This window comes from Paraburkholderia sp. DD10 (assembly GCF_049177125.1).
Taxonomy (GTDB): domain Bacteria; phylum Pseudomonadota; class Gammaproteobacteria; order Burkholderiales; family Burkholderiaceae; genus Paraburkholderia; species Paraburkholderia terricola.
This window is the reverse complement of sequence record NZ_CP185392.1, coordinates 2,487,350-2,511,870: the sequence shown is the minus strand read 5'-3', so window position 1 is coordinate 2,511,870 and position 24,521 is coordinate 2,487,350. Positions and strand designations below refer to the sequence as shown.

The 24,521-nt window shown below is 65.3% G+C and carries 20 protein-coding genes and 1 pseudogene; 10 read left to right on the top strand and 11 right to left on the bottom strand.

Going from position 1 to position 24,521, the window contains the following annotated elements; genetic code table 11:
• The first annotated feature begins 53 nt into the window (after positions 1-53).
• Positions 54-1,766 (top strand): SulP family inorganic anion transporter, encoded by a 1,713-nt coding sequence (locus tag ACOCG7_RS11450; RefSeq protein ID WP_073427351.1) that lies wholly within the window; start codon positions 54-56, stop codon positions 1,764-1,766.
• A 75-nt stretch (positions 1,767-1,841) separates the two neighbouring features.
• Here ACOCG7_RS11450 and ACOCG7_RS11445 read toward each other — a convergent pair whose 3' ends face one another.
• On the bottom strand, positions 1,842-2,489 hold the full coding sequence (locus tag ACOCG7_RS11445) for a LysE family translocator (RefSeq protein WP_073427352.1): 648 nt from the start codon (positions 2,487-2,489) through the stop codon (positions 1,842-1,844).
• Positions 2,490-2,623: 134 nt separating this feature from the next.
• Complete coding sequence (locus ACOCG7_RS11440) at positions 2,624-3,499, bottom strand: LysR family transcriptional regulator (protein WP_073427353.1); 876 nt, start codon at positions 3,497-3,499, stop codon at positions 2,624-2,626.
• A 109-nt stretch (positions 3,500-3,608) separates the two neighbouring features.
• Here ACOCG7_RS11440 and ACOCG7_RS11435 point away from each other — a divergent pair, with 109 nt between their 5' ends.
• The 6 genes from ACOCG7_RS11435 (at position 3,609) to ACOCG7_RS11410 (ending at position 12,544) form a co-directional block, all read left to right on the top strand.
• Positions 3,609-4,043, top strand: a complete 435-nt coding sequence (locus tag ACOCG7_RS11435) for a VOC family protein (RefSeq protein WP_073427354.1) — start codon at positions 3,609-3,611, stop codon at positions 4,041-4,043.
• A gap of 226 nt (positions 4,044-4,269) precedes the next feature.
• A complete protein-coding gene (locus ACOCG7_RS11430; protein ID WP_244745404.1) occupies positions 4,270-7,491 on the top strand; it encodes an efflux RND transporter permease subunit in 3,222 nt (1,073 codons plus the stop codon).
• A gap of 47 nt (positions 7,492-7,538) precedes the next feature.
• Entirely contained in the window at positions 7,539-8,762 is a 1,224-nt protein-coding gene (locus ACOCG7_RS11425; protein WP_421375516.1) for an efflux RND transporter periplasmic adaptor subunit, read from the top strand.
• The gene (locus tag ACOCG7_RS11420; RefSeq protein WP_421375514.1) at positions 8,759-10,327 is read left to right on the top strand and encodes an efflux transporter outer membrane subunit; all 1,569 of its coding nucleotides are present in this window, start codon (positions 8,759-8,761) and stop codon (positions 10,325-10,327) included. The genes ACOCG7_RS11425 and ACOCG7_RS11420 overlap by 4 nt, the downstream gene beginning before the upstream one ends.
• Before the next feature lie 79 nt (positions 10,328-10,406).
• Positions 10,407-11,093 (top strand): heavy metal response regulator transcription factor, encoded by a 687-nt coding sequence (locus ACOCG7_RS11415; RefSeq protein WP_073427358.1) that lies wholly within the window; start codon positions 10,407-10,409, stop codon positions 11,091-11,093.
• A complete protein-coding gene (locus ACOCG7_RS11410; protein ID WP_083081125.1) occupies positions 11,090-12,544 on the top strand; it encodes a heavy metal sensor histidine kinase in 1,455 nt (484 codons plus the stop codon). The genes ACOCG7_RS11415 and ACOCG7_RS11410 overlap by 4 nt, the downstream gene beginning before the upstream one ends.
• On the opposite strand, the gene dinB is transcribed toward ACOCG7_RS11410, so the two are convergent.
• The 4 genes from dinB to ACOCG7_RS11390 form a co-directional block, all read right to left on the bottom strand.
• On the bottom strand, positions 12,511-13,677 hold the full coding sequence (dinB, locus tag ACOCG7_RS11405; RefSeq protein ID WP_073427360.1) for a DNA polymerase IV: 1,167 nt from the start codon (positions 13,675-13,677) through the stop codon (positions 12,511-12,513). The genes ACOCG7_RS11410 and dinB overlap by 34 nt on opposite strands.
• A gap of 284 nt (positions 13,678-13,961) precedes the next feature.
• A complete protein-coding gene (locus ACOCG7_RS11400; RefSeq protein WP_073427361.1) occupies positions 13,962-14,540 on the bottom strand; it encodes a YceI family protein in 579 nt (192 codons plus the stop codon).
• 57 nt (positions 14,541-14,597) lie between these two features.
• Positions 14,598-15,185, bottom strand: a complete 588-nt coding sequence (locus ACOCG7_RS11395; RefSeq protein ID WP_412534841.1) for a YceI family protein — start codon at positions 15,183-15,185, stop codon at positions 14,598-14,600.
• A 73-nt stretch (positions 15,186-15,258) separates the two neighbouring features.
• On the bottom strand, positions 15,259-15,813 hold the full coding sequence (locus ACOCG7_RS11390) for a cytochrome b (protein ID WP_073427363.1): 555 nt from the start codon (positions 15,811-15,813) through the stop codon (positions 15,259-15,261).
• Positions 15,814-16,094: 281 nt separating this feature from the next.
• Between ACOCG7_RS11390 and ACOCG7_RS11385 the strand changes: the two genes are divergently transcribed.
• Both ACOCG7_RS11385 and ACOCG7_RS11380 read left to right on the top strand, forming a co-directional pair.
• Positions 16,095-17,111: a sensor domain-containing diguanylate cyclase gene (locus ACOCG7_RS11385; protein WP_073427364.1), complete on the top strand. Its 1,017-nt coding sequence runs from the start codon at positions 16,095-16,097 to the stop codon at positions 17,109-17,111.
• An 87-nt stretch (positions 17,112-17,198) separates the two neighbouring features.
• On the top strand, positions 17,199-18,449 hold the full coding sequence (locus tag ACOCG7_RS11380) for an arsenic transporter (RefSeq protein WP_073427365.1): 1,251 nt from the start codon (positions 17,199-17,201) through the stop codon (positions 18,447-18,449).
• A 177-nt stretch (positions 18,450-18,626) separates the two neighbouring features.
• On the opposite strand, the gene ACOCG7_RS11375 is transcribed toward ACOCG7_RS11380, so the two are convergent.
• Both ACOCG7_RS11375 and ACOCG7_RS11370 read right to left on the bottom strand, forming a co-directional pair.
• Complete coding sequence (locus ACOCG7_RS11375; protein ID WP_073427366.1) at positions 18,627-18,875, bottom strand: hypothetical protein; 249 nt, start codon at positions 18,873-18,875, stop codon at positions 18,627-18,629.
• A gap of 116 nt (positions 18,876-18,991) precedes the next feature.
• Positions 18,992-19,225, bottom strand: coding sequence for a DUF2934 domain-containing protein (locus tag ACOCG7_RS11370; protein WP_073427367.1), 234 nt, complete (start codon positions 19,223-19,225; stop codon positions 18,992-18,994).
• 498 nt (positions 19,226-19,723) lie between these two features.
• Here ACOCG7_RS11370 and ACOCG7_RS11365 point away from each other — a divergent pair.
• Positions 19,724-19,874, top strand: a pseudogene (locus tag ACOCG7_RS11365) (two-component sensor histidine kinase); the annotation flags it as partial.
• Positions 19,875-19,908: 34 nt separating this feature from the next.
• On the opposite strand, the gene ACOCG7_RS11360 reads toward ACOCG7_RS11365, so the two are convergent.
• The 3 genes from ACOCG7_RS11360 to ACOCG7_RS11350 form a co-directional block, all read right to left on the bottom strand.
• Positions 19,909-20,172: a hypothetical protein gene (locus ACOCG7_RS11360; protein WP_073427368.1), complete on the bottom strand. Its 264-nt coding sequence runs from the start codon at positions 20,170-20,172 to the stop codon at positions 19,909-19,911.
• Between the two features lie 270 nt (positions 20,173-20,442).
• Entirely contained in the window at positions 20,443-23,088 is a 2,646-nt protein-coding gene (locus ACOCG7_RS11355) for a response regulator (RefSeq protein ID WP_421375508.1), read from the bottom strand.
• 519 nt (positions 23,089-23,607) lie between these two features.
• The gene (locus tag ACOCG7_RS11350) at positions 23,608-24,348 is read right to left on the bottom strand and encodes a hypothetical protein (RefSeq protein WP_421375506.1); all 741 of its coding nucleotides are present in this window, start codon (positions 24,346-24,348) and stop codon (positions 23,608-23,610) included.
• Positions 24,349-24,521 lie beyond the last annotated feature (173 nt).

The following is a 24,521-nucleotide window of genomic DNA, read 5'->3' as shown; positions in this document are numbered from 1 at the left end:
GTGCCGAGTCACGGCACGATGCGCGATAACCTAAGTACGGGGCAGCATCGCGCATGCGAGATTTTCTGGGGTATATCAACGCCCGCGTCGGCGTGTTGAAAGGTGTGCTTCCGTTGAGCCGCGCCGGCGCCGCCCGCGACGCGCTAGCCGGTGTGCAGCTTGCGTCGATGGATATTCCGCAAGTGCTCGGCTACGCGCGCATCGCCGGCATGCCGGCCGTCGCGGGTCTTTACACCGTCTTTCTGCCGCTTGTGGCGTTTGCGTTTTTCGGCGCATCGCGGCATCTCGTCGTGGCCGCCGATTCGGCCACCGCCACCATTTTCGCGAGCCAGCTCTCCACGATGGCGCCGGCTTCGAGCGCGGAATATGCGTCGCTCGCCGCGATGGTCGCGTTGCTGACCGCCGCCTTGCTGTTCGTCGCGCGCATTTTCAAACTGGGCTTTCTCGCCGATTTCCTGTCGCGCACGGTGCTGGTCGGCTTTCTCGCCGGCGTCGGCGTGCAAGTCGGCATCGCCATGCTGGGCGATATGTCGGGCGTGCCGGGGCATGCCGCGCGCAGCGTCGATCAGCTCGCGCTGGTAGTGCGCGAGTCGACGCAAATCCATTGGCCGACGCTGGCGATTTCGCTGCTGGTGGTCGTGTCCATTCTGGCGTGCAAGCGCTTTCTGCCACGCGTGCCCGTGCCGTTGATCGCGGTCGTCGCGGGCATCGCGGCGAGCGACGTCTACGGGTTCGCCGCCCACGGCATCGCCGTGCTCGGTCCGGTAGCGGGCGGATTGCCGGGGCTGTCGATGCCGTCGGTCACATGGCAGCAGATGCTCGATCTCTTCCCGGTCGCGGCGTCCTGCTTCGTGATGATCGTCGCGCAAAGCGCCGCTGCGAGCCGCGTGTTCGCCGAGCGGTATCACGAGCCCGTGAATGTCAATGCCGACTTGCTGGGCATCGCCGCGGCCAACGCGGCGGCGGCGTTGTCGGGCGCGTTCGTGGTCAACGGCAGTCCCACGCAGACCGCGATGGCCGATCGCGCCGGCACGCGCAGCCAGGTCGCGCAACTCGTGTTCGCGGCGGTGGTGGTGCTCGTGCTGCTGTTTTTCAGCCGCTTTTTGCAGTATCTGCCGCACTGCATTCTCGCCAGCATCGTGTTGACGATCGCCATCGGCCTGATCGATCTCAAGACGCTGTTTGCGATTCGCCGCGAAAGTCCCGGCGAATTCGCGCTCGCCGTGTTCACGGCGGCGGCCGTGGTGCTGATCGGCGTCGAGCACGGCATTCTCGTGGCGGTGGCGCTATCGCTGCTGCGTCACGTGCGGCACAGCTACCGGCCGCACACCATGATCCTCGCCCCCGGCCAGGACGGCGTGTGGATTCCGGTGCCCGCCGTGCCCGGTATCGAGACCGCGCCGGGGTTGATCGTCTATCGCTTCGGCGCCGATCTGTTCTACGCGAACGATCACTTTTTCGTCGACGATACCCGTCGCCTGATCGCCGATGCGCCGAGCCCCGTGCGCTGGTTCGTGATCGACGCGAGCGCGATTACCGATGTCGATTATTCAGCGGCGCGCTCGGTGGGCGAATTGTGCGAGAGCTTGAAACACGGCGGCATCGGCGTGATTTTCGCGCGCGTGAACCGTTATTTGCGCTCGGATATGGACCGGCATGGCATCACGCCGATCGTCGGCGCGAGCTGTATTTTCGGCACGCTGCATGAGGCGCTGCGCTCGGCGGGCGTGGAGGAGCCGCACAAGCACGTGAAAGATGCTTCGTAGCGGCGCGGCGGTTTTGCTCGCACGCCAACGCTATTGGAAGACGTCAAGCAAGCGTTTGCGGTTGGCGAATAGCGGCTAGTTTTTCGACGTCAGCAACTTGATGCCGGCAATGCCGAACATGATCGCGAGCGACCCGTCGAGCCAGCGCCGGATCGCCACATAGACGCGCCGTGCGGACGCGGTGGAAAACAGCACGGCATAACTGCTGAACACCGATACCCCGATGCACATGCAGCCGAGCACCACAGGCGCGGTATGCGAAACGTGCGATGCGCCGTCGCCCGGCGCCATGGCCAGCGAAACGATCGACAGCCAGACGAGGATCGCTTTCGGGTTGGTGAGATGCAACAGCAGGCCGCGCAGATACAGACGCCCGAGCGGTTCATCTTGCCGGACGGTATTCGCAGGCAACGCGCCGGCGCTGAATGCCGAACGCGCGGACTTGAACCCGAGCCACAGCAGATAAAGCCCGCCGGCAATCTTGATCGCGACGAGACATTCCGAGTAGCTGGCGAGCACCGCCGACAAACCCAGCGAAGCCAGCAGCGCCCAGAAGAACGAGCCGGATACGACGCCGAGCGCGAAGGTCAGCGCGGATTTGCGGCCGGCGCTCATTGCCAGCGACATGATCGCGAGATTGCTCGGCCCCGGACTCGCCGTGCCGACGAAGTAGGCGCTATAGGCGATCAGGACGTCGGCGGTGAGGAAGGTGCTGGCGGTCATGGGACTTGATCCTTGGCGGCGGGCCGAAAAGCGCGAATGAAGGCGCATGCGCCGATTCTGCACGCCGCCATGCGAAGCTCACAGGTACAGTTGACGGCCATCGCGACAGCACAATCGAGCGTGCGCCGCGCGGCTCAGTGACCCGCCGCCGCGCCGATGCAATCGGCCAGCGCTTCCGCCACCGCCTGCCGGCTATGCCGCGGCCGCTGCACGAGACCGATTTCACGGTGAAACGTCGCGTCGCCGAGTTCGAGCGCGGCGACGTTGGCGGGCCATTTGCCGAGCCCCGCCGTATTCGGAATCAGCGCCACGCCGATGCCGCGCGCCACCAGTTGCATGATCCCCTGCAACTCATCCAGTTCGATCACGTCGTGCACGTTCAGGCGCGAGCGCCTCAGAAACCGATCGACCAGCCGGCCGCCGAACGACGTGCGGTCGTAGCGGATGAACGGCTCGCTTTTGAGCAGTTCGCGCCAGGACCGCTTGCCGCGCGCCAGCGCCTTGGGCGCGAGCAGCACGAACGGCTCGGTGACGAGCGTGCGCCATTCGAGTTCCGAGGGCAGCGCGAACGGCGGCTTGATGATGACGGCGAGATCCAGTTCGCCGGAATCCACCTGGCCCAACAAACCCAGCGACACGCCGGGCACGACGCGAATTCGCCAGCCCGGCCGGTCGACGCGAAAGCGGGCGAGGGCGTCGGCGAGAAACGACACTTGCGCGGACGCGATCGCGCCTACCCGCAGCATGCCGCTTTCCGCCGCGACCGCGCCGCGTTCGGAGAGCCGCGCGTAGAGCGTCATCATTTCCTCCGCGAGCGCGAGGGTTTCGCGGCCGGCATCGTTGAGCGTCGCGGAGCGGCCGGTGCGGTCGAACAGCGCGAAGCCGAGTTCCGCTTCGAGCCGCTGCATCTGCGCGCTCACCGCCGACTGCGTGAGGCCGATGCGCGCGCCCGCGGCGGAAAACGTGCCGTACTGGCTGACGGCGATAAAGGTTTTGAGTTCGCTGAGCATCAGTCGATCAATCGATTTTGGTGGTGGTCAGGTCAAATATATATCGTTTTTCACCATTTTTAGTCATGGTTAAACTGGCTCCCATTTCCAGTCAGCGAGTTTTTACATCATGAGCGTTGCCGAAACCGTTTTGCCGCCGTTTCATCTGGCGTTTCCTGTCCATAGCCTCGCCGCCGCGCGCGCGTTTTACGGCGAACTGCTGGGCTGCCCCGAAGGGCGCAGTTCCGAAGCGTGGGTCGACTTCAACTTCTACGGCCACCAGATCGTCGCGCACCTCGCGCCGGACGAAATCGGCCACCGTCACACCAGCAAGGTCGACGGCGATGCGGTGCCGGTCCGTCACTTCGGCGCGGTGCTGTCGATGCAGCAATGGCAGGCCGCGGCCGACAAGCTGCAACAAGCCGGCATCGACTTCATCATCGAGCCGCATGTGCGCTTCAAGGGCGAAGTCGGCGAACAGGCGACGATGTTCTTCCTCGATCCCTCGGGCAATGCGCTGGAGTTCAAGGCGTTCGCGGATATGTCGTCGCTGTTTGCGAAGTAAGCCGGCGATCGAAGCCCCGCGTGCTGGAAATGGAAAGCCGGTCGACCGTGATGGTCGGCCGGTTTTTTTGTTGCTTCGAAGCGGCATACGTCTGCACGTCTAGCCTTACGTTTACCTTGCTGACATTCCGGCCATTTTGGCGCCATGCAGGCGTTGGTGCGACCGATCTAGCATAAGCGCTGATCTCTCCCTCCATCCCTCACCAGGTATCCCCCAGGCGCGTTTCATGTGGATCGTCAACGTTGCGCTTAAGCGGCCGTACACGTTCATCGTGATGGCCATCATGATCGTGCTGGCGACGCCGTTCGTGCTGTTCACCACGCCGGTCGACGTGCTGCCGGAAATCAACATTCCGGTGGTCAGCATCATCTGGACTTACAACGGCTTGTCGGCGGAAGACATGGCCCATCGGATCGCGTCGGTCAACGAGCGTAGCTTGACCACCACGGTCAACGACATCGAACACATCGAATCGCAATCGCTCGCGGGCATCACGATCCTGAAGGTGTTTTTGCAGCCGAACGCGAACATCCAGACCGCGATCGCGCAGACCGTGGCCGTCGAACAGGCGCAACTCAAGCAGATGCCGCCGGGCGCGACGCCGCCGCTGGTGATCAGCTACTCCGCTTCCAGCATTCCGGTGATTCAACTCGGCTTGTCGAGCCCGAAGCTGTCCGAGCAGGCGCTCAACGACACCGCGCTGAATTTCCTGCGCCCGCAACTCGTGACGATTCCGGGCGCGGCCGTGCCGTATCCCTACGGCGGCAAGTCGCGCCTGATTTCAGTCGATCTCGACACGCGCGCGTTGCTCGCCAAGGGGCTGACGCCCTCCGACGTGGTGAGCGCGTTCAACGCGCAAAACCTGATTCTGCCGACCGGCACGGCGAAGATCGGGCCGAAGGAATACACGATCAACATGAACGGTTCGCCCGCCACGCTGGACGGTCTCAACGACATTCCGGTGCGCACGGTGAATGGCGCGACGACCTATCTGCGCGAAGTCGCGCACGTGCGCGACGGTTTTTCGCCGCAAACCAACGTCGTGCGGCAGGACGGCCGCCGCGGCGTGCTGATCTCGGTGCTGAAGAACGGCAACGCGTCGACGCTGTCGATCGTCGATACGCTGCATCGCTTGCTGCCGGCCGCGCGCGCGGCGCTGCCGCCCGATCTGAACATCACCGCCCTGTTCGATCAGTCGATCTTCGTGAAGGCGGCGGTGCAGGGCGTGATGCACGAGGCGCTGGTGGCCGCGGCGCTCACCGCCGCGATGATCCTGCTGTTTCTCGGCAACTGGCGCAGCACCTGCATCATCGCGATCTCGATTCCGCTGTCGATTCTGTCCTCGCTGATCGCGCTGCATGCGCTCGGGGAAACCATCAACATCATGACGCTCGGCGGCCTCGCGCTGGCGGTCGGGATTCTCGTCGACGACGCCACGGTGACGATCGAAAACATCGAACGGCATCTGCATATGGGCACGAATCTGCACGATGCGATTCTCGAAGGCGCCGGCGAAATCGCGATTCCCGCGCTCGTCTCGACGCTGTGCATCTGCATCGTGTTCGTGCCGATGTTCTTCCTGACCGGCGTCGCGCGTTACCTGTTCGTGCCGCTTGCCGAAGCCGTGGTGTTCGCGATGCTCGCCTCCTACGTTCTGTCGCGCACGCTGGTGCCGACCCTGGCGTTGCTGCTGATGGGCCACGCGCACAAGCCCGGCGCCGGCGCCGCGCCGAATCTGTTCATGCGCCTCCATCATCGGTTCGATCGCGGCTTCGAGCGCATGCGGGCCGCCTACATCGTGATTCTCAGCAGCCTGCTGGTGCGCCGCGCGCGCTTCGGCAGCCTGTTCCTCGGTTTCTGCGTGCTCTCGATGAGCCTCGTTTTCGTGCTCGGCGAAGATTTTTTTCCGAGCGTCGACGCGGGCAACATCCGCCTGCACATGCGCGCGCCGACCGGCACGCGCATCGAGGAAACCGCGCGCCTCGCCGACGAAGTCGAAAAGGTGATCCGCGAAGTCGTGCCGGCGAAACAACTCGGCACGATCCTCGACAACCTCGGCTTGCCGTATAGCGGCATCAATCTCTCGTACAGCAACGCGGGCACGATCGGCACGCTCGACGGCGAGATTCAGGTGGCTTTGAAGGCCGGCCACGAGCCGACGCAAACCTATATCGAGCGATTGCGCGCGATCCTGCCGCAGCGTTTTCCGGGCGTCGAGTTCTTCTTTCAGCCCGCCGACATCGTCACGCAGATTCTCAACTTCGGCCTGCCCGCCGCGGTGGACGTGCAGATTGCCGGCGCGGACCAGCAGGGCAACTTCGAGGTCGCGCGCAAGCTGCTGAAACAGGTGCGCATGATTCCGGGCACCGTCGACACGCACATTCAGCAGAAACTCGACGCACCGGCGCTCAATCTGCAAATGGATCGCACCCGCTTGCAGCAGCTCAATCTGAGCGCGGCGAACGTCGCGCAGAACGTGCTGATTTCGCTGTCGGGCAGTTCGCAGACTTCGCCGGGGTTCTGGTACAACAACAGCAACGGTGTCGAGTACAACGTCGCGGTGCAAACGCCGCAGTATCGGATCTCGTCCATCGACGAGTTGTTGCGCACGCCGGTGTCGGGCTCGGCGACCGGTCCGACGCAACTGCTCGGCAATCTGGTGCGGGTCTCGCCGCAGAACCAGTTCGCGATCGTCTCGCACTACAACATCAGGCCGGTGATCGACCTGTACGTGAGCGTGGACAAGCGCGATCTCGGCAGCGTCGCGGATCAGGTCGACAAGCTCGTGAACGACGCGCGCGCGCAACTGCCGCGCGGCAGTCAGATTACGGTGCGCGGCCAGGTGCAGACCATGCGCAGTTCGTTCCTCGGTCTCGGGCTCGGCGTGGCGATGGCGATCGTGCTGGTGTATCTGCTGATCGTGGTGAATTTCCAGTCGTGGGTCGATCCGCTGATCATCGTCAGCGCGTTGCCCGCGGCGCTGGCGGGCATCGTGTGGATGCTGTTTCTCACGGGCACCCATTTGAGCGTGCCCGCGCTGACCGGCGCGATCATGACGATGGGCGTCGCCACCGCCAACAGCATTCTGATGGTGTCGTTCGCGCGCCAGCGGCTCTCGGCCGGCGCACCGCCGCTCACCGCCGCGCTCGAAGCCGGTGCAAGCCGGATCAGGCCGGTGCTGATGACCGCGTTCGCGATGATCATCGGCATGATTCCGATGGCGCTCGGTCTGGGCGAAGGCGCCGAGCAGAATGCGCCGCTCGGCCGTTCGGTGATCGGCGGCTTGCTGTTCGCCACGGTGTCCACGCTGTTTTTCGTGCCGCTGGTGTTCGCGGGCATTCATACGCGCCTCGCGCGGCGCCATCGTAACGACGGCGCGGGCCACGAAGATAACGGCAGCGACGACGGCCCCGCGCCGGAACACGGCGGCGCCGGCAAGCACGCGTAGCGTTTAACGACAGGCTTAACGACGGCTGAACCAGATAGCTGACTCAAATGACCGAAAAAACTCATGCATCGCTGGCGATTCCCGCGCGCGAGACCGAAGACGGCCACGCGTTGCCGCCGCGCCATCGCGAATGGAAGCGCGCCAAAATCACGCTGTGGATCGTGCTGGCGCTGCTCGCCGTGGGCGCGCTGCGCACTGTGATCGCAAACGTAATGGAAAGCCGCTCGATCGCCGAAACGACGAAGCAGAACGCGGTGCAGTACGTGCACGTGGTGAGCCCGACGCGGGCCGACGGCGGCGGCCACACCTTGTTGCCCGGCACCTTGCGCGGCAGCGTCGAATCGCCGATCTACGCGCGCGCCACCGGTTATCTGCTGCACTGGGACGTCGATATCGGCGCGCGCGTGAAGCAGGGGCAATTGCTCGCCGATCTGGACACGCCCGAAATCGATCAGGAACTCGCGCAGGCATTGGCGCAGCGCCAGCAAACCAGCGCGAGCCTCGGCCTCGCCAAAAGCTCGCTGGAACGCTGGCAGCAATTGCGTCAACGCGATGCGGTCTCGCAACAGGAACTCGACGAACGGCAAAGCACCTACACGCAAGGTCTCGCCAACCTCGCCGCCGCGGACGCGAACGTGCAGCGCTTGCGCCAGCTCGAATCGTTCAAGCGCATCGTCGCGCCGTTCGCGGGCGTGGTCACGCAGCGCAACGTCGACGTCGGCGATCTGATCGACGCCGGTAGCGGCACGAGCCGCGCGCTCTTCGCGCTCGCGCAGTCGGACCCGCTGCGCGTGTATGTGCAATTGCCGCAGGCGTATGCGCAAAACGTTTCGATCGGACAGAACGTGGTGGTCACGCAGGCGGAACTGCCGGGCCAGCAGTTTCACGGCACGATCACGCACATGTCCGGCGCGATCGACGTGCCCACCCGTTCGCTGCAGGTGGAAGTGACGCTGCCCAACCCCGACGACACGCTGCGCCCCGGCGCGTATGTGCAGGTCGCCGTGCCGACCGTCGCGCATGCGCAATTGATGGTGCCGGGCAACACGCTGCTGTTTCGCGCGGAAGGTCCGCGGCTTGCGGTGGTGGACGCGAAGGGCAACGTGCAGTTGCGCAAGATCGTGATCGCGCGCGACCTCGGGCAGTCGTTGGAAATCGAAAGCGGGATCGAGGCGGGCGACAAGGTCATCATCAACCCGAGCGATTCGATCGCCGACGGCGATCACGTGCAGATCGCGCAGCCGGGCAAGGACGGCGAGGGGGCGTCGTGAGGCGGGCGTTCGTTTGCCACACTCTCTCCCGCACCCTGGCGGCGCTCGCCGTCACCGCGAGCGCCGCGTGGCTCGCCGCCTGCACGGTCGGGCCGGACTATCAGCGGCCGCAAGCCGACGTGCCGCCCACCTGGCAAACCGATTCGTACTGGCGCGTGGGGGTGCCCTCGCACGCGCCGATTTCGCCGGACTGGTGGCAGGCGTTCGGCGATACCACGCTCGACACGCTGGAAACCCAGGCGCTCGCGCAGAATCAGACGCTCGCCGCCGCCAGCGCGCACTACGAGCAGGCCAAGGCGACGCTCGCGACTACCCGCGCGCAGCAGACGCCCGAAGTGGATTTGAATGCATCGGCGTCGCGTTTCAGGATTTCGCGCAGCCGTCCACAGACCAATTACGCCACGCCGACGATGTCGACGGTGCAGAACAATCTGCAGCTCGGTCCGTCGATCAACTACGACACCGATCTGTTCGGCCGGATACGGCGGCAAGTGGAAGGCGCGGCGGCGTCCGCGCAGCAATCGGCGGACGACCTCGCCAACGCGCGCCTCGTGCTCACCACCGACCTCGCCACCAGCTATTTCTCGCTGCGCGAACTCGACGCCGAGATCGACGTGCTGAATCAGTCGGTGAAGCTCCAGCAGAAGGCGCTCGACTACGTGACATCGCAGCACGATCTGGGCGCGGTGTCGGGCCTCGACGTGTTGCAGCAGAAGTCGCTGCTCGATTCGACCCGCGTGCAGGCGCAACTGCTGCTGAACCAGCGCGCGCAGTTCGAGCATGCGATCGCCGCGCTGGTCGGCGTGCCCGCGCCGCAGTTCGCGATCGCACCCAGGGCGCTCGACGCGAAGCTGCCGGCGATCGCGCTCGGCGTGCCCAGCGACGTCCTGCAACGCCGTCCCGACGTGGCGTCCGCCGAGCGCGCAATGGCGGCGGCGAATGCGCAGATCGGCGTCGCCACGGCGGCGTTTTTTCCGAGCTTGACGCTCACGCCCAGCATCGGCTGGGAAAGCACGCAGTTCGCGAGCCTGCTGAGCGCGCCCACGCTGATGTGGACGCTCGGCGCGGCGGCCGGCCAGGTGCTGTTCGACGGCGGCCGGCGCGCGGCCAACGTTCAGTTTGCGAGCGAAGGCTACAAGGCCACCCAGGCGACCTACCGGCAGACCGTGCTCAACGCATTCCAGCAGGTGCAGGACGGCATCACCGGACTCTCGGTGCTCGACGGCGCGGCGAAGGAGTCACACGCGGCGGTGGCCGACGCGCAGCATCTGCTGGCGCTCGCCAACGACCGTTATTCGGGCGGCCTCGTCGCCTATCTGGACGTGATCACCGCGCAGCAATCGCTGCTCAACAGCGAGCGCCAGGACGTGCAGATTCGCGGCCAGCAGATGACGCTGGCGGTGTCGCTGGTGAAGGCGCTGGGCGGCGGCTGGGACGCCGGCGCGGACGTGGCGGGCCTGTCATCGCCGAAGGACGCGACGCGACAGGATTCGAAGCAACAGGATTCGAAGCAGGCGGATTCGAAGCAGGCGGATTCGAAGCAGGCGCTGGCTCCCGCGCGATGAGCCGCCCGGCCATGATGCAGCAGGACACGCAAGAGCGTGGCGAAAGCGTTTCGTATAATGCCGACACAAGGGGACGCGCATGAAATTGCTGATCGTTGAAGACGAGCACAAGGTGGTGGACTACCTGCGCTCCGGCTTGACGGAGCAGGGCTGGGTCGTCGACGTCGCGCTCGACGGCGAGGAAGGCATGCATCTGGCCACCGAATTCGATTACGACGTGATCGTGCTCGACGTGATGCTGCCCAAGCGCGATGGTTTCAGCGTGCTGAAGGCGCTGCGCATGCGCAAGTCCACGCCGGTCATCATGCTCACCGCGCGCGATCACGTGAACGACCGCGTGCGCGGCCTGCGCGAAGGCGCCGACGACTACCTCACCAAACCGTTTTCCTTCCTCGAACTGGTCGAGCGGCTGCATGCGCTCGCGCGCCGCACGCGTTCGCAGGAGTCGACGATGATCGCCATCGGCGATCTGTTCGTCGATCTGATTGGCCGGCGCGCGACCCGCGACGGCGTGCGTCTCGACCTGACCGCGAAAGAGTTTCAACTGCTCAGCGTGCTGGCCCGCCGTCAAGGCGACATTCTCTCCAAGACGGCGATTACCGAACTCGTGTGGGACGTCAATTTCGACAGCCATACGAACGTGGTCGAAACCGCGATCAAACGCTTGCGCGCCAAGCTCGACGGACCGTTTCCGTCGAAGCTGCTGCACACCGTGCGCGGCATGGGCTACGTGCTCGAAGTGCGCGAAGAGGCGGAGCCGTCATGAACCGTTCGATCGCCCGCCGCCTCGCGCTGATGTTCGCGCTCGTCGCGCTCTCGGTGTTCACGCTGGTCGGCACGGGCCTGTTTCTGGTGTTGCGCACGCAGCTCGAACACCACCTGCGCGAGTCGCTCGACGACCGCGCCCAGGTCGCGCGCCTCATGGTGTACCACGCGGTGACGCCGGAAAAGTGGCGCATGACCCGTGAAAAACTCACCAACATGATGCCGCACGACCGCAGCACGATGTACGCGGTGTCGAGCGCCGATCCGTATTTCCACTACGGCACGCCGGTCGCGGGCACGGTGGTGAAAAGCTGGCCCGAGGGCTACGCGCGCGTGTCCCCCGCCGGCGGCGGCGACGACATGCTCATCGCCACGCTGGCGATCCCGGCCAATGCCGCGCGTCCGCCCGTGCAATTGCAGGTGGCCGCCAGTTGTTCTCCCAACGACCGCACGATGCGCGCCTTCGGCGCGGCGCTCGCGGCGCTGTCGGCGCTGGGCAGTCTCGCCGTGCTGCTGCTCAGTTACTCGGTGACGCGGCTCGGCCTCGCGCCGCTCAGGCGTTTGACGCGGGAGGCGTCCGCCGTGAGCCCGAACAACCGCTCGCAGCGGCTGAACACCGCGTCGCTGCCGCTCGAACTGAGCGATCTCGCCAACTCGTTCAACGGCGCGCTGGAACGCCTCGACGGCGCCTATGGGCGCCTCGAATCGTTCAACGCGGACGTGGCCCATGAACTGCGCACGCCGGTCACGATCCTGATCGGCCAGACCGAAGTGGCGTTGACGCGCAATCGTTCCGTGGAAGATCTGCGCCATACGCTGCAATCGAATCTGGAGGAATACGAGCGCATGCGCGCGATCATCAACGACATGCTGTTTCTCGCCCGCGCCGATCAGGGCGAGCGCGCGACGGGTCTCGTGGAAGTGTCGCTCGCCGCGGAAGTCGCGCATACGCTGGAGTTCCTGGAGATTCCGCTCGAAGAGGCGCGCGTGCATGCGCAATTGCACGGCGACGCGATGGCGCGCGTGAACCGCTCGCTGTTCGGCCGCGCCTGCGCGAATCTGTTGATGAACGCGATCCAGCACTGCGCGCCGGGCGATGCGATCAGCGTGACGATCGCGCGTGAAGAAGACCACGTGCGCGTGGCGGTGGCGAACCCCGGCGAGCCGATCGAGCCGGCCGTGCTGGAGCATCTGTTCGACCGCTTCTATCGCGCGGAAGTCTCGCGCACCAATAGCCGCGAAAACCACGGACTCGGTCTTGCGATCGTGAAGGCGATTGCGGAAATGCATCGCGGCACCGTGTCGGCGCACAGCGCGGGCGGCGTCAATACGTTCGCGTTCTCGGTCGCCGCCGCGCGCAGGGAAACGGAGCCACAGGCGGCGCGCGCGAATGCCGGCGTGCCTGCCGAGGCGGCCGCTTATTCGTCGCTGGTAAAGGGCAAGTCGGCCTGAACCGGACGGCGCTGCCTGACCGGTTGCGCGTTGGCCGGCGTCAACGCGCTCACGCGCACGCCCAGGAGCCGCAGCTTGCGGTTCAACTCTACGCGCCGCAGACATTCGGTGGCCGCGCGGCGTATCTCGGCGGCGTCGGCGGTCGGCTCGTCCAGCGTCAGATCGCGCGTGACCGTGCGGAAGTCGTCGTAGCGCAGCTTGATGCCGATCGTCCGGCCCACGTAGCCCTTGCGCACGAGGTCTTCCGCGACCCGCACGCACAGGCCGGTAAACGAACTGGAGAGCGCCGGCCGGTCATGACGCGGATGCAGATCGCGCTCGAAGGTCGTTTCGCGGCTGATCGACTTGGGCTCCGACTCCACCACCACCGGCCGCTCATCGTGGCCTTGCGCGATCTGCATCAGCCACGCGGAGTAGCTGCGCCCGAAGTGGTCCTGCAACAATCCCGCGTCCGCCGCCGCCAGATCGCCGACCGTCGCGAGACCGAGCGCCGTCAGTTTTTCCGCCGCCTTCGGCCCGATGCCGTTGACCTTGCGCACCGGCAACGGCCACACGCGCAACGGCACGTCCGCCGGCGTGAGAATCGTGAGGCCGTCCGGCTTGTCGAGTTCCGAGCCGATTTTCGCGAGCAGCTTGTTCGGCGCCACGCAAATGGAGCAGGTGAGGCCGGTCGCCTGATTGACCGCCTGCTTGATGCGCGCGGCGATCTCGCGCGGCTCGCCCGGCACCTCGGTCAGATCGATATAGATTTCGTCGATGCCGCGGTCCTCGATCCGATCGGTAAACGTGGCGACCGCCGACTTGAAGAGGCGCGAGTAGTGCCGATACGAGTCGAAGTCGGTGGGCAGCAGAACCGCGTCGGGCGCGAGCACGGCGGCCTTCATCATGCCCATCGCGGAGAACACGCCGAGCGCGCGGGCTTCGTAAGTGGAGGTGGTGACGACGCCGCGGCCCGCGTAATCGCGCAGCTTCGCGAAGCGCCGGCTGCCGTCCTCGAGTGTTTGCGGCGCGCCGTTGCGGCCGCCGCCGATCACCACCGCCTTGCCGCGCAGTTCCGGATAGCGCAGGAGTTCGACGGACGCGTAGAACGCGTCCATGTCCAGGTGCGCGATGCGGCGGCTTGCAGAACTCATGGATGGATGGCGGAAACGAATGACGGCAAGGGATGACGGCAAGAGACGGCAAGAAACGACGGCAACGGCGGCAGGCCCGGTTTGATTCGATGCGCTTGCCGTGCTGCCTGTGAAGTGGCTTGCCGCGTCGGGCGTCTGGATACGCGCCGCGCAATGAACGCGCGGCGCGCCGGATGCCAAGCCGTAATAGTACCTTGCTCCGCCTGGGCAAGGTGCCGCGCGCGGGCGATCCGCCACCGCCGCCGCTACCGTTTTACGCAAGCCGCAAGGGCTTGCCGTGACGCTTACTGCTTGATGCCTTCGGCCTGGATATGCAGCGCGGTCTGCATCTTGAAGCCGTACGCCTTGCCGAAGTCGACGCCGAAATCGTCGCGATTGAACGTCGCGGCCGCTTCGGTGCCGCACACTTCACGCTTGAGCATCGGGTTCACGAAGCACTTGAACGATTCGATCTTCAGATTCACCGGCTTCGTGATGCCGTGCATCGTCAGCGTGCCGATCACTTCCACCGGCTTGTCGCCGTCGAAGCGGACCTGGGTGCCCTTGTAGGTGGCGGTCGGATACTTCGCGGCGTCGAAGAATTTGTCGGTGGCCAGTTCCGCGTCGAGCTTGTCGTTGCCGATGTCCGCCGAGCTCATGTCGATCGTCACGTTCACCGTGCCGGTCTTCGCCGCGCGGTCCAGCACCACGGTGCCGCTGCTTTTCGTGAACTTGCCGCGCCAGGTCGACACGCCGCCGAAGTGATCGGTTTCGAAGCTCGGGTAGGTGTGCGTCGGGTCGAGCTGATACGTGTCGATAGCCATTGCGTTGAACGACATGGCTGCGGCGAGCGCGCCCGCGGCGAGCAAAAATTGTTTCTTCAAGTTGTTCTCCAGATTTCGGGAAGTACGGCGATGCTTCGGGTTTGATTCGGGTTGGAATTACTTCTTCGAGGCGACGATGTGAAACTTGATGACGACTTCGTCCGCGACCACCGACGTGTCTTTCCATTCGCCGGTGCCCACGTCGAACTGCGTGCGCCTGATCGGCAACGCGCCGTCGAAGGTCTGCGTGGCGCCCTGGCTCGCGATGGTGACCGGCACCACCACGGTTTGCGACTTGCCCTTGATGGTGAGCTTGCCGGTGATCTTGTACTGGTTGCCGCCGGCCGGCGCGATGGCGCTGGAAACGAAGGTCGCGGCCGGATAGGCGGCGCTGTCGAACCATTCCTTGCCTTGGGCCTGCTTGTTGTAGTCGTCGGCGCCGAGGTCGTAGCTGCCGGTGTCGATCGACACGTTGGCGCTGCCGGCGGTCGGCTTGGCCGGATCGAAATTCAGTTGCGCGGAGAACTTCCTGAACTTGCCGTCGACCGGCACGTTCATCTGCTTCGTCGTTGCAATCACGCTGCTTTTGCTGGTGTCGACATCGGCATGCGCGAGGCTCGCGCCGAAAAGGGAAAGGCCGGCGATGACCGCGACTGCCGGGCGCAAGAATGGGCGAGAGAAGTTGGTTTTCATGGTGGTACGCATCCTATCGAACCCGCGTGCGTTGATTGCACACCGTCGGGAATTAAATTGCCAACAGGCCGTGGCCAATCGCCTGTTACCTGATAAACGGAATCATGCGGGCGAGCAAGCCGTCGCGATCGACGAACTGATGCTTGAGCGCCGCGAGAACATGCATGGCGACGAGCGCGAGCAACGTGTAATTGAGCAGCACATGCACCGTGCGCAGCGTTGCCTTCAGCGCCTGGTCCGGGCCGATGAAGGTGGGCAGCGGCACGATGCCGAGGTACACCACCTGAATGCCGGCGGCGGAACTGTAGAAGTAGCCGGAGAGCGGAATCGCCAGCATCAGCAGGTAGAGCACGCCGTGCACGAGATGGGCCGCGGCCTTCTGCCAGGCGGGCGTGGCGCTGTCGAGCGCCGGCGCGCGATGCGTGGCGCGCCACAGCACGCGGGCGACGGCGAGCATGAAGACGGTCACGCCGATCCACTTGTGCCAGGAGAAGTACTTCAGCTTGGCGGGCGTGAAGCCGGGGATATCGGTCATGATCCAGCCGAGATAAAAGCCGCAGACGATCCATACCGCGATCAGCCAGTGCAACGCAACGGCGGGTCCGTTGTAACGGACGGGATCGGAGGAAAGCGATTTCATTCGTTGATGCTCATGGTCGTAACGGTCGCGAGTGAATGCGGATAGTAGGGATCTCAACGAAAACTGAATAGGCGGGCGGAAGGGAACAGATCGTTGTAGCCGTGACGCTAATACGGATGAATCGAGCGGTGCGGCGGCCCGGAACCGGCGGGGGCGACCGGGCACTGTGTTAATTTGCCGGCTAAATGACACCCGCGTGACACCAGCGTGCCATCAGCGCGCCACGTCAGGCGCCGCACAAGCACAAGCACCACGACAGCCCCCATGAGGACTTTCAAGCCATGAACAGCACCGACGAAAACAGCGCCGCGCCAGGCCCGGACTTTCTGCAGCACGACACGGCGCCGGCCACGGCTGCCGTGGAAGGCTATCTGGAACACGATGCGGCGGTCTACCGGACCTTGCTCGAATCGACCAAGGCGATTCCGTGGAAGATCGATTGGGCGACGATGCAGTTCGCCTATATCGGTCCGCAGATCGAAGCCTTGCTGGGCTGGACGCCCGCGAGCTGGAAGACCGTGCAGGACTGGGCCGCGCGCATGCATCCCGACGATCGCGACAAGGTGGTGAATTTCTGCGTCGCGCAATCGAAGGCGGGCACCGATCACGAAGCGGACTATCGCGCGCTGACCAGCAAGGGCGAATACGTGTGGTTGCGCGACGTCGTGCACGTGGTGCGCGACGCGCGCGGCGAGGTCGAGTCGCTGGTCGGCTTCATGTTCGACATCAGCGAGCGCAAGAAGACCGAGGAGAAACTCGCCGAGTTGCAACGGGAACTGGAAGCGCTGTCGTTCCAGGACGGTCTGACCGGCGTGGGCAACCGCCGCCAGTTCGACGCCGTCCTGCACCGCGAATGGAGCGCGGCCAAGCATCATGGCGCGCCGCTGTCGCTGGTCATGGTCGACGTCGATTTCTTCAAGTCCTACAACGACTATTACGGACACGTGCAAGGCGACGCGTGCCTGAAGCGGATCGCCGCCGTCTTGAGCGCGGCGGTGCGGCCGGGGGATTTCGTCGGCCGCTTCGGCGGGGAAGAGTTCGTGCTGGTGTTGCCGAACACCGGCGCCGAGGCCGCGCGGCAGGTGGCCGAGCGCTGCCGCGACCGGATCTCGGCCGCGGACATCGCGCACGAGCGCTCGCCCTTCCGGCAAACCGTCACCGCGAGCTTCGGCGTCGGAACCATGATTCCGTCTGAAGCGGCCGATCCGATTGCCTTCGTCAACCTGGTGGATTCGCAGTTGTATCTCGCGAAGGACAACGGACGCGACTGCATCGCGGCGGTGAACCGGGCCGGGTAGCGGCGAAGCCAGGGGCCGGATCGCGGGTCATGCCGCGCAGCCACGCCGCGCTCGCGCGCCGATCAACAAGAATTCAGGACCTGTGTCGTGACCGCTATTTTTCTCTCATGGGGTATCGCCGCCGCCGCCACGGCCGGCGTCATCGCCCGGCCGTTCAAATGGCCCGAAGCCGTGTGGGCCGTCGCCGGCGCGCTGCTGCTGGTGTCGCTCGGGCTGTTGCCCGCCCATCTGGCGATCGAGGCGGTCGGCAAGGGCGCCGACGTCTACCTGTTCCTGTTCGGCATGATGCTGCTGTCGGAAGTCGGCCGCCGCGAGGGGCTGTTCGACTGGGTCGCCGTGCTCGCGGTCAACCATGCGCAAGGCTCGCCGCGTAAGCTGTTCCTGCTGGTCTATCTGGTCGGCGTGGTCATCACCGCCTTCCTTTCGAACGACGCCACGGCGGTCGTCCTCACCCCCGCCGTGTTCGCCGCCGCGAAAAAGGCGAAGACGGATCCGCTGCCCTTGCTGTTCGTCTGCGCGTTCATCGCCAACGCGGCCAGCTTCGTGCTGCCGATCTCGAATCCGGCCAACATCGTGCTGTACGGCAATCACACGCCCGCGCTCGGCGCCTGGCTGATGCGCTTCACGCTGCCCTCGCTGTTGTCGATCGCCGCGACTTACGCGCTGTTGCGCTGGACTCAGCGCAAGGCGCTCGCCGGCATCTGCGAGACGAATCTCGAACCGCTCGAATTGTCGTCGAGCGGGCGTGTCGCGCTGGCGGGCATCGCGGTGACGGCCGCCGTGCTGCTGACGGTCTCCGCGTTCGACGTGCCGCTCGGCTTGCCCACCGCGATCCTCGGCGCGCTGACGGCGCTGGTCGTGCTGATTCAGGAGCGCAAGTCGCCGCTGCCGATGATCCGCGAAATCTCGTGGAGCGTGCTGCCGCTCGTCGCGGCCTTGTTCGTGCTGGTCGAGATGCTCGATCACACCGGCGTCATCGCGATGCTGGCCGCGCTCACGCAGCAGGGTGCGCTGCATAACGAAGTGACGACAGCCGGTTGGGCCGGCGCCGCGATCGCGTTCGGCAGCAATCTGATGAACAATCTGCCGGCGGGCCTGATCGCCAGTTCGACGGTGATGCAGGCGCACAGTCCCGAGCGCGTGATCGACGCGCTGCTGATCGGCGTCGATCTCGGCCCGAACCTGTCGATCACCGGCTCGCTCGCGACGATCCTCTGGCTCAACGCGATCCGCCGCGAAGGCGAGGACGTGAGCTTCATGAAGTTTCTGAAAGTGGGCGCGGTGGTGATGGCGCCGGCGCTCGTGCTGGCGCTGGCCGCGCGCATCCTGATGGGTTGAGCGGCTGGCGGGGCGCGCGGCGGTTCATGGGTGAGCGCCGCGCGCCGGGCAGCCCGGCGATTTTGCGTTTCTGCGTTTCTGCGTTTCAGCGTTTCAGCGTTTCAGCGTTTCCGCGATTCAGCGTTTCCGCGATTCAGCGACCGCCGCCCACGCGTTGCGCGAGGGCGGCGCCATGCGTCATGAGCGCGTGCCCGCCGTACGCAACACGGGCTCGGCGTGGGCGGTTTGCGCCGCCGACGTCTCGATCGCGCGCAGCGTCGCCTCTAGCCGTGCAACGCGGGCGCGTTGCGTGGGCATCAGCGACGACTGGTCAAACATGCGCAGGCGATTGCGCCAGTAAGACAGCGGAATGCGGTCCTGCGCGGAAATAAGCCCAAATACGTGTTCGAGATGGGCGATCTCCTGGTCGACGTTCTGATAGCTCATCTGGCGTTCCGGAAGAAGAGGTGGCTGGGCAATGCGGCAAGCGGTGCGTCGTCGTGCCGACGCCGCCGCTGCGCGCTTGTCCGTCACGGTGAAGGCGCGGCCATCGACAGGCTCGCTTACGAGCGCGCCCGCTGGCCGCCCTCCTGGGCATCCTCTGGCAGCGGATCGGCGGTGCGCCGCTTGGCCGACTGATCCACGGGCGGCGGCGCACTCTCGCCGAGCTGTCCCTCGGCTTCCAGCTGACGCAGCGCTTTCTCCCAGTATTCGTCCGCCTTGCCTTCGGGCGACGCATCCTGTTCCCACAACTCGTAGGCCCGCGTGCGGATTCGTGCTTCGAGGTCCTGGTCCATCGTTTCGGCTCCCTTGGTGCTGGCTGGATTGCTGGGTTGCGGGCGCGTAAGCCCGCGGTCGGGCGCGCATATCCGACGTGGTCGACCCGTGGACATGCCCGCCGGTATGAGGATTCAGCAAGGAGCGTTCCGCGGTTCGCGGGTCGCGCGCGGGTTGACGTGCCTTGTTGATCCGCGATTTCCCCCGAGATTTGGCCTTGACCCGTTGCGCCCCGCCACTGGCGCGTCGCGGCATTCTTCAGCACAAGGGAAATCCACCGGGCGTGTTGCCCGCCGGCTTGCTCTATGCTGCTGCAACGGCTTTTGCGGCATCCGCCACGCCGGGACCGCAGAGCACCCAGCGCGCCATGACATAGGCGACACGATTCCGGAATGGCCTTCGGGCAGCGCATCCATAAGAACCCGGCCTGTCATCGAACGGATCGCGGGACAAGCAGGCGACGCTCGACAGCTCGATCCAGGGAGTCAGTCATGAAAAAGTTGCTCGCCAGCGTGGTTCTTTCGGCAGAGGAACCGGAGCAACTGAAGGCGCCGTTTCAGCGCGGGCGCAATGCTCGCGCGCATGGCGGCGGCTGCCGTTTCATCCGCGCGCGGGCGGAGGGCTGGAATGTGGGTGGCGTTGCCGCGGTTATCCGGCCAGGCCGCTTGAGAAAGCGGCGCCGGTTACGCGTTGGCCGTGCCGCTCAGCTTCGGTCCAGCCACGCATCCAGGCCCACGCGGAAAGCCACGCCCGCGATCACCGGCACGGTCAGCATGAGGATGATGCCGAAGTTCGGGATCGGGTCGCCGTAGGTGATCGGACCATACAGCACGACACCCGCGACGACCGCGAAGACCAGCACGCCGACGACAACCATCAGCAGATTGCGCGCCACGATGGAGAGGGACTTGCGCTTTGCCTTGCCCGTGGTGCTGGCAGTGGGGGCGTCGTCGTGTTGGGCGGGCATGATGGTTCTCGTGACGGGGAAGATACGGCCGCAAGTCCGGCGAAAGCGGTGGTAATGAGCAATGGCGAAAGCGACGCCAAAAGCGACGCCAAAAGCGACGGCGATCAGCAATGGCGATCAGCAATGGCAAGAGCGCAACGCCGGAACGAACGGCGGTCCCGGCGCGCGACCGGCATCATACCAGGGCGCGCCGGCTTCTAACACTTTATACCGCGCCGCGCGCCATCGAGACGACATCGCGGCGACCTCGCGGCGACATCGGCGAGACCGCTAGGACGCCGCCGCCGTATGATCGAGCCACTCCGCGAGTTCGCGCCGCAACTGCATGATGTCGACCGGTTTGCCGAGCAGACGCGCGCCGGGGATCGTGTCGCCGATCTCCGCGCTGTCGCCATACCCCGACACCAGCAGCACGCGAATCTCCGGCTGCTCGCGCAGCACGGCACGCGCGAGGTTGTCGCCGGACATGCCGGGCAGCGTGAGATCGGTGAACAGCACCTCGTAACGTTGCGTGGGCAGAAGCGTCAGCGCTTCTTCCGCGCTCGCGACGGCGGTGCAGTGGAGACCGAGCGCGGCGAGCAGCTCGCGAAGCGCGTCGCGCGAGTCCGCGTCGTCCTCCACCAGCAGCACGCGAGCCGTGTGCCTCGTGGAACGGGCAGCGCGCGTCGAGGCGCCAGCCGGCGCGACCGCACGCCGATGCGTTTCCACCTTGGACTGTGTGCCGCAGCCGTACACGGCGGGCGGCACGCAGGCGGCGATCTGACCATCCGCGACGCTGGCCGCGGCGGCCGCGCCGGCCACGCCCGCGCGCAACACGTGGCGCACCTTGCGGGCGAGGTCGTCGCGCCGGTAGGGTTTGGACAGCAGCGTGATGCCGGCGTCGAGCTTGCCGTGATGAACGATTTCGTCGCGCGTGTAGCCGGAGGTGAACAGCGTCGGCACCGGCGGCTTGCGCGCGGCGGCGCGCTGCGCCAGTTCCACGCTTTTCACGATGCCCGGCATGACCACGTCGGTGAACAGCAGATCGATCGGCACGTCGCTCTCGATGAACTCGATCGCCGCGTCGCCGCTCGACGCGGTCAGCACTTTATAGCCGAGTTGCGCGAGCATTTCGACGGCGGTGAGACGCACGTCGGCATCGTCCTCGACCACCAGAATCGTTTCGCCGCCGCCGGCCGGCGCCGTCGTTTGATCGACCGTTTCGACTGTTTCGGGCTCGCGGCAGCGCGGGAAAAACAGCGAGACGGTGGTGCCGCTTCCCACCTCGCTCTCGATCACCGTGTGCCCGCCGCTTTGTCTGACGAAGCCGAACACCATGCTCAGGCCGAGGCCGGTGCCGTGGCCGTCGGGCTTGGTCGTGAAGAACGGTTCGAACACGCGTTGCAGCACGTCGGGCGACATGCCGGCGCCTGTATCGGTTACCGAAAACACCACGTATTCGCCCGGCGAGAGATCCGGCTTGTCGCGGCAAAACGCGGGGTTCAGCACGCGATTCGCGGCGCGCACGGTGAGCGTGCCGTCCGCCTGCATCGCGTCGCGCGCGTTGATCGCGAGATTCAGCAGCGCATTCTCCAGCTGATTGCGGTCGGCCTGCACGTGCCACAGATCGTCGCTCAATACCGTTTCGATCTTGACGGTCTCGCCGAGCGCGCGGTGCAGCATTTCGCTCATGCCGGCGAGCAGCCGGCGCGGGTTCAGCACGGTAGGCGAGAGCGGCTGGCGACGCGCGAAGGCGAGCAGATGCGCGGCCAGTTTCGCGCCGCGTTTCACCGCTTCGGTCGCGGCGGACAAGCGGCGCTGCGTGGCCGGATTGTCGCCGGCGTCGGCGGCAAGCATCTGCAGATTGCCGTTGATCACTTGCAGCACGTTGTTGAAGTCGTGCGCGACGCCGCCCGTGAGGCTGCCGATCGCTTCCATCTTCTGCGCCTGGCGCAACTGGTCCTCGGCCAGCGCGCGCGCCGCGACTTCATCGGCGACGCGCTGTTCGAGCGTTTCCGTCAACTGACGCAGCGACTGTTCGGCGATCTTGCGCTCGTGAACGTCGATCAGCACGCCGGGAAAACGCGTGGGTTGGCCGTGCTCGTCGAACTGGCACTGGCCGTTCGCCTGCACCCACATGTACTCGCCATCGGGCCGGCGAATCCGGTACTCGGCGCGAAACGGCTCGCCCGTGCGGATCGCCTCGATGGTGAGGCGATCGTTGAGCGGCTGGTCGTCGGGATGGATCACCTGCGTGGCGGACCCGCGTTCGACGCCCTGCACGGCTTCCTCGACGGAAAACGAAAAGGTGCGCGCGAAACGTTCGTCGCCGGTGACTTTGCCCGTGCGCACGTCGAGCACCCAGGTGCCGAGCACGGCGCCGGTGTTGAGCGCGAGTTGCAGCCGCTCGTTGGTCTCGTGCAGTTCGGCCTCGGCGCGTTGCCGCCAGCGTTCGGTGAGCACCCGCGCGGTGGTTTCGACCACCACCGCCAGCACGCCGGCCGGCGCGCCGCTGTCGTCGGCGACCGGGCTGTAGTAGAGGTCCATCCAGACGTCTTCGGGGTTGCCGTCGCGCAGCAGCACGAGTTCCTTGTCGCGATACGACAGCGTGCCGCCCGCGAGACAGGTGCTCATGACATGACGATTGAACTCGGCGACCTCGGGCCAGCCGATTTCGACCGGACAGCCGAGCAGATACGGATGCCGCCCGCCCGCGAAGACCGCGTAGGCGTCGTTGTAGATCATGTAGCCCGGCTTGCCCCACAGCAGGACGAGCGGAACGGGCGAGGCGAGCAGCAGTTGAACGGTGGCGGTCAGACTGCGCGGCCAGTGTTCGATCGCGCCGAGGCCGGTGGCGGCCCAGTCGAATGCGCTGATGCGCTGCGCCATCTCCCCTCGCCAGCCGGGGCAACCGTGGTCTTGTGCCGGAAAGGGCATGCTGCGCTCCACAGAGGTCACGTCGATGAGAGGCCCGCTCCACCGCTGCGCATCATGCGCTCGACTTCCCAGCGGAAGCGGGGCGAATCTTCCGCCGTGGGCAGCGGGCCGGCGCGACGCTGCCGGCAGCGTCAATTGTAGGCCACAACGCCCGGCTCGTGACGCGCACGGCCCGTGCGCCGGGGGTTGAGGCGAGGATTGAATCGATGGAGCGTGCGAAGAACGTTGTCGCGAGTTTTAGCGGCGCTTTCGTGGAGTTCGTGGACTCGCTGACGGCATCTTCAATTGCACGTCGCCGTTCACCACGGCGATGGACACCGTGAATGCTTCGATCAACGCGCCGCGTTTCAACTGCCGGTGGTGGACTCGATGGCGAAAGGCATTGAGGCGAGGATCGTGAACGGCGGCTTGCAGATGCGACTCGCCGCGTTATACGCGCCACGTGATGCCGCTACCGTCGAGGCAGCGCGCCGGAAAGCGGCATCACGTGATTGCAGGGTGTGAGCCAGCGCCGCCGATTCAATGCACGAGGCGCGGAATCCTGATCTGGCCGATCTGCTCCACTTCTCCGAGCCCATTGATCACGCATGCCTGACCGAGCAGCACATCGTAGTTCAGCCCCGCACCCCTGAGTTGTTGCGCACTGAGCCCGCCGCTCGTATGGCCGATATAGACCCAGTATTGCAGCGGCTGACTGCCGACGTCGATCTCGCCCGCGTTGAGGATGATGCCCACGTGTTTCTCGGCCCGATAGTGGTCGGGCCGGGCGTTCTTGTCGTCGTCGGCTTTCCATTCCTCGATGAAGCTGTCGTAGCGGCTCGCGCGCAAGGAGACGAAATCGTAAGCGAGCGCGTCGTTGAAGACGCCTTCGAGAAAGGCCCGGCGCGCTCCGTCGGCGCCCATCGCCTTGCACATCGCGCCGAGCAGGTCGCTGTTCAGATTGGCCGCCGCGCGATTGAAATGCTCCGGCAATCCCACGACGTACCAACTGGCGCTTCGTTCCGACTCGTGCATGGCGGGCATGCCGAACTCCATGCGCATACCGCGTTCATCCCAGCCGAGGAAGACGCGCATCAGGCATTCGATGTCGTTGGAGAAAAGCCATTCGCCCGGTTGGGTTCGAGATTCCCCCGGATCGTCTCCCGCGCAACTGATTGCGAAGCGCGGACGCCCGATTTCGTTGACGTATTCCTCGAATTGCTTCCCGCACGGAAGAACGGCCCTAAAAACCTTGGTGACTTGCAGGGGGGACTTCATCATTTTAATACCTCCTGACTGGATGTCCTTGGCAGACAAGAAACGAAAATACTCCAAATTATTTACGACAGGAAGAGGGTATCGGTAATAAAAAACGTTCTATGGCATGGCATCTTTTATTGTGCGGTGCGATTAAAAAATTCAGATTGAAATTCACTCATTGTCATGCTCTTATG

Coding starts and splice junctions, on each gene's coding strand:
- ACOCG7_RS11450 (WP_073427351.1), top strand. CDS start 54: ATGCGAGATTTTCTGGGGTATATCAACGCCCGCGTCGGCGTGTTGAAA.
- ACOCG7_RS11445 (WP_073427352.1), bottom strand. CDS start 2,489: ATGACCGCCAGCACCTTCCTCACCGCCGACGTCCTGATCGCCTATAGC.
- ACOCG7_RS11440 (WP_073427353.1), bottom strand. CDS start 3,499: ATGCTCAGCGAACTCAAAACCTTTATCGCCGTCAGCCAGTACGGCACG.
- ACOCG7_RS11435 (WP_073427354.1), top strand. CDS start 3,609: ATGAGCGTTGCCGAAACCGTTTTGCCGCCGTTTCATCTGGCGTTTCCT.
- ACOCG7_RS11430 (WP_244745404.1), top strand. CDS start 4,270: ATGTGGATCGTCAACGTTGCGCTTAAGCGGCCGTACACGTTCATCGTG.
- ACOCG7_RS11425 (WP_421375516.1), top strand. CDS start 7,539: ATGACCGAAAAAACTCATGCATCGCTGGCGATTCCCGCGCGCGAGACC.
- ACOCG7_RS11415 (WP_073427358.1), top strand. CDS start 10,407: ATGAAATTGCTGATCGTTGAAGACGAGCACAAGGTGGTGGACTACCTG.
- ACOCG7_RS11410 (WP_083081125.1), top strand. CDS start 11,090: ATGAACCGTTCGATCGCCCGCCGCCTCGCGCTGATGTTCGCGCTCGTC.
- dinB (WP_073427360.1), bottom strand. CDS start 13,677: ATGAGTTCTGCAAGCCGCCGCATCGCGCACCTGGACATGGACGCGTTC.
- ACOCG7_RS11395 (WP_412534841.1), bottom strand. CDS start 15,185: ATGCGTACCACCATGAAAACCAACTTCTCTCGCCCATTCTTGCGCCCG.
- ACOCG7_RS11390 (WP_073427363.1), bottom strand. CDS start 15,813: ATGAAATCGCTTTCCTCCGATCCCGTCCGTTACAACGGACCCGCCGTT.
- ACOCG7_RS11385 (WP_073427364.1), top strand. CDS start 16,095: ATGAACAGCACCGACGAAAACAGCGCCGCGCCAGGCCCGGACTTTCTG.
- ACOCG7_RS11375 (WP_073427366.1), bottom strand. CDS start 18,875: ATGAGCTATCAGAACGTCGACCAGGAGATCGCCCATCTCGAACACGTA.
- ACOCG7_RS11370 (WP_073427367.1), bottom strand. CDS start 19,225: ATGGACCAGGACCTCGAAGCACGAATCCGCACGCGGGCCTACGAGTTG.
- ACOCG7_RS11360 (WP_073427368.1), bottom strand. CDS start 20,172: ATGCCCGCCCAACACGACGACGCCCCCACTGCCAGCACCACGGGCAAG.
- ACOCG7_RS11355 (WP_421375508.1), bottom strand. CDS start 23,088: ATGCCCTTTCCGGCACAAGACCACGGTTGCCCCGGCTGGCGAGGGGAG.
- ACOCG7_RS11350 (WP_421375506.1), bottom strand. CDS start 24,348: ATGATGAAGTCCCCCCTGCAAGTCACCAAGGTTTTTAGGGCCGTTCTT.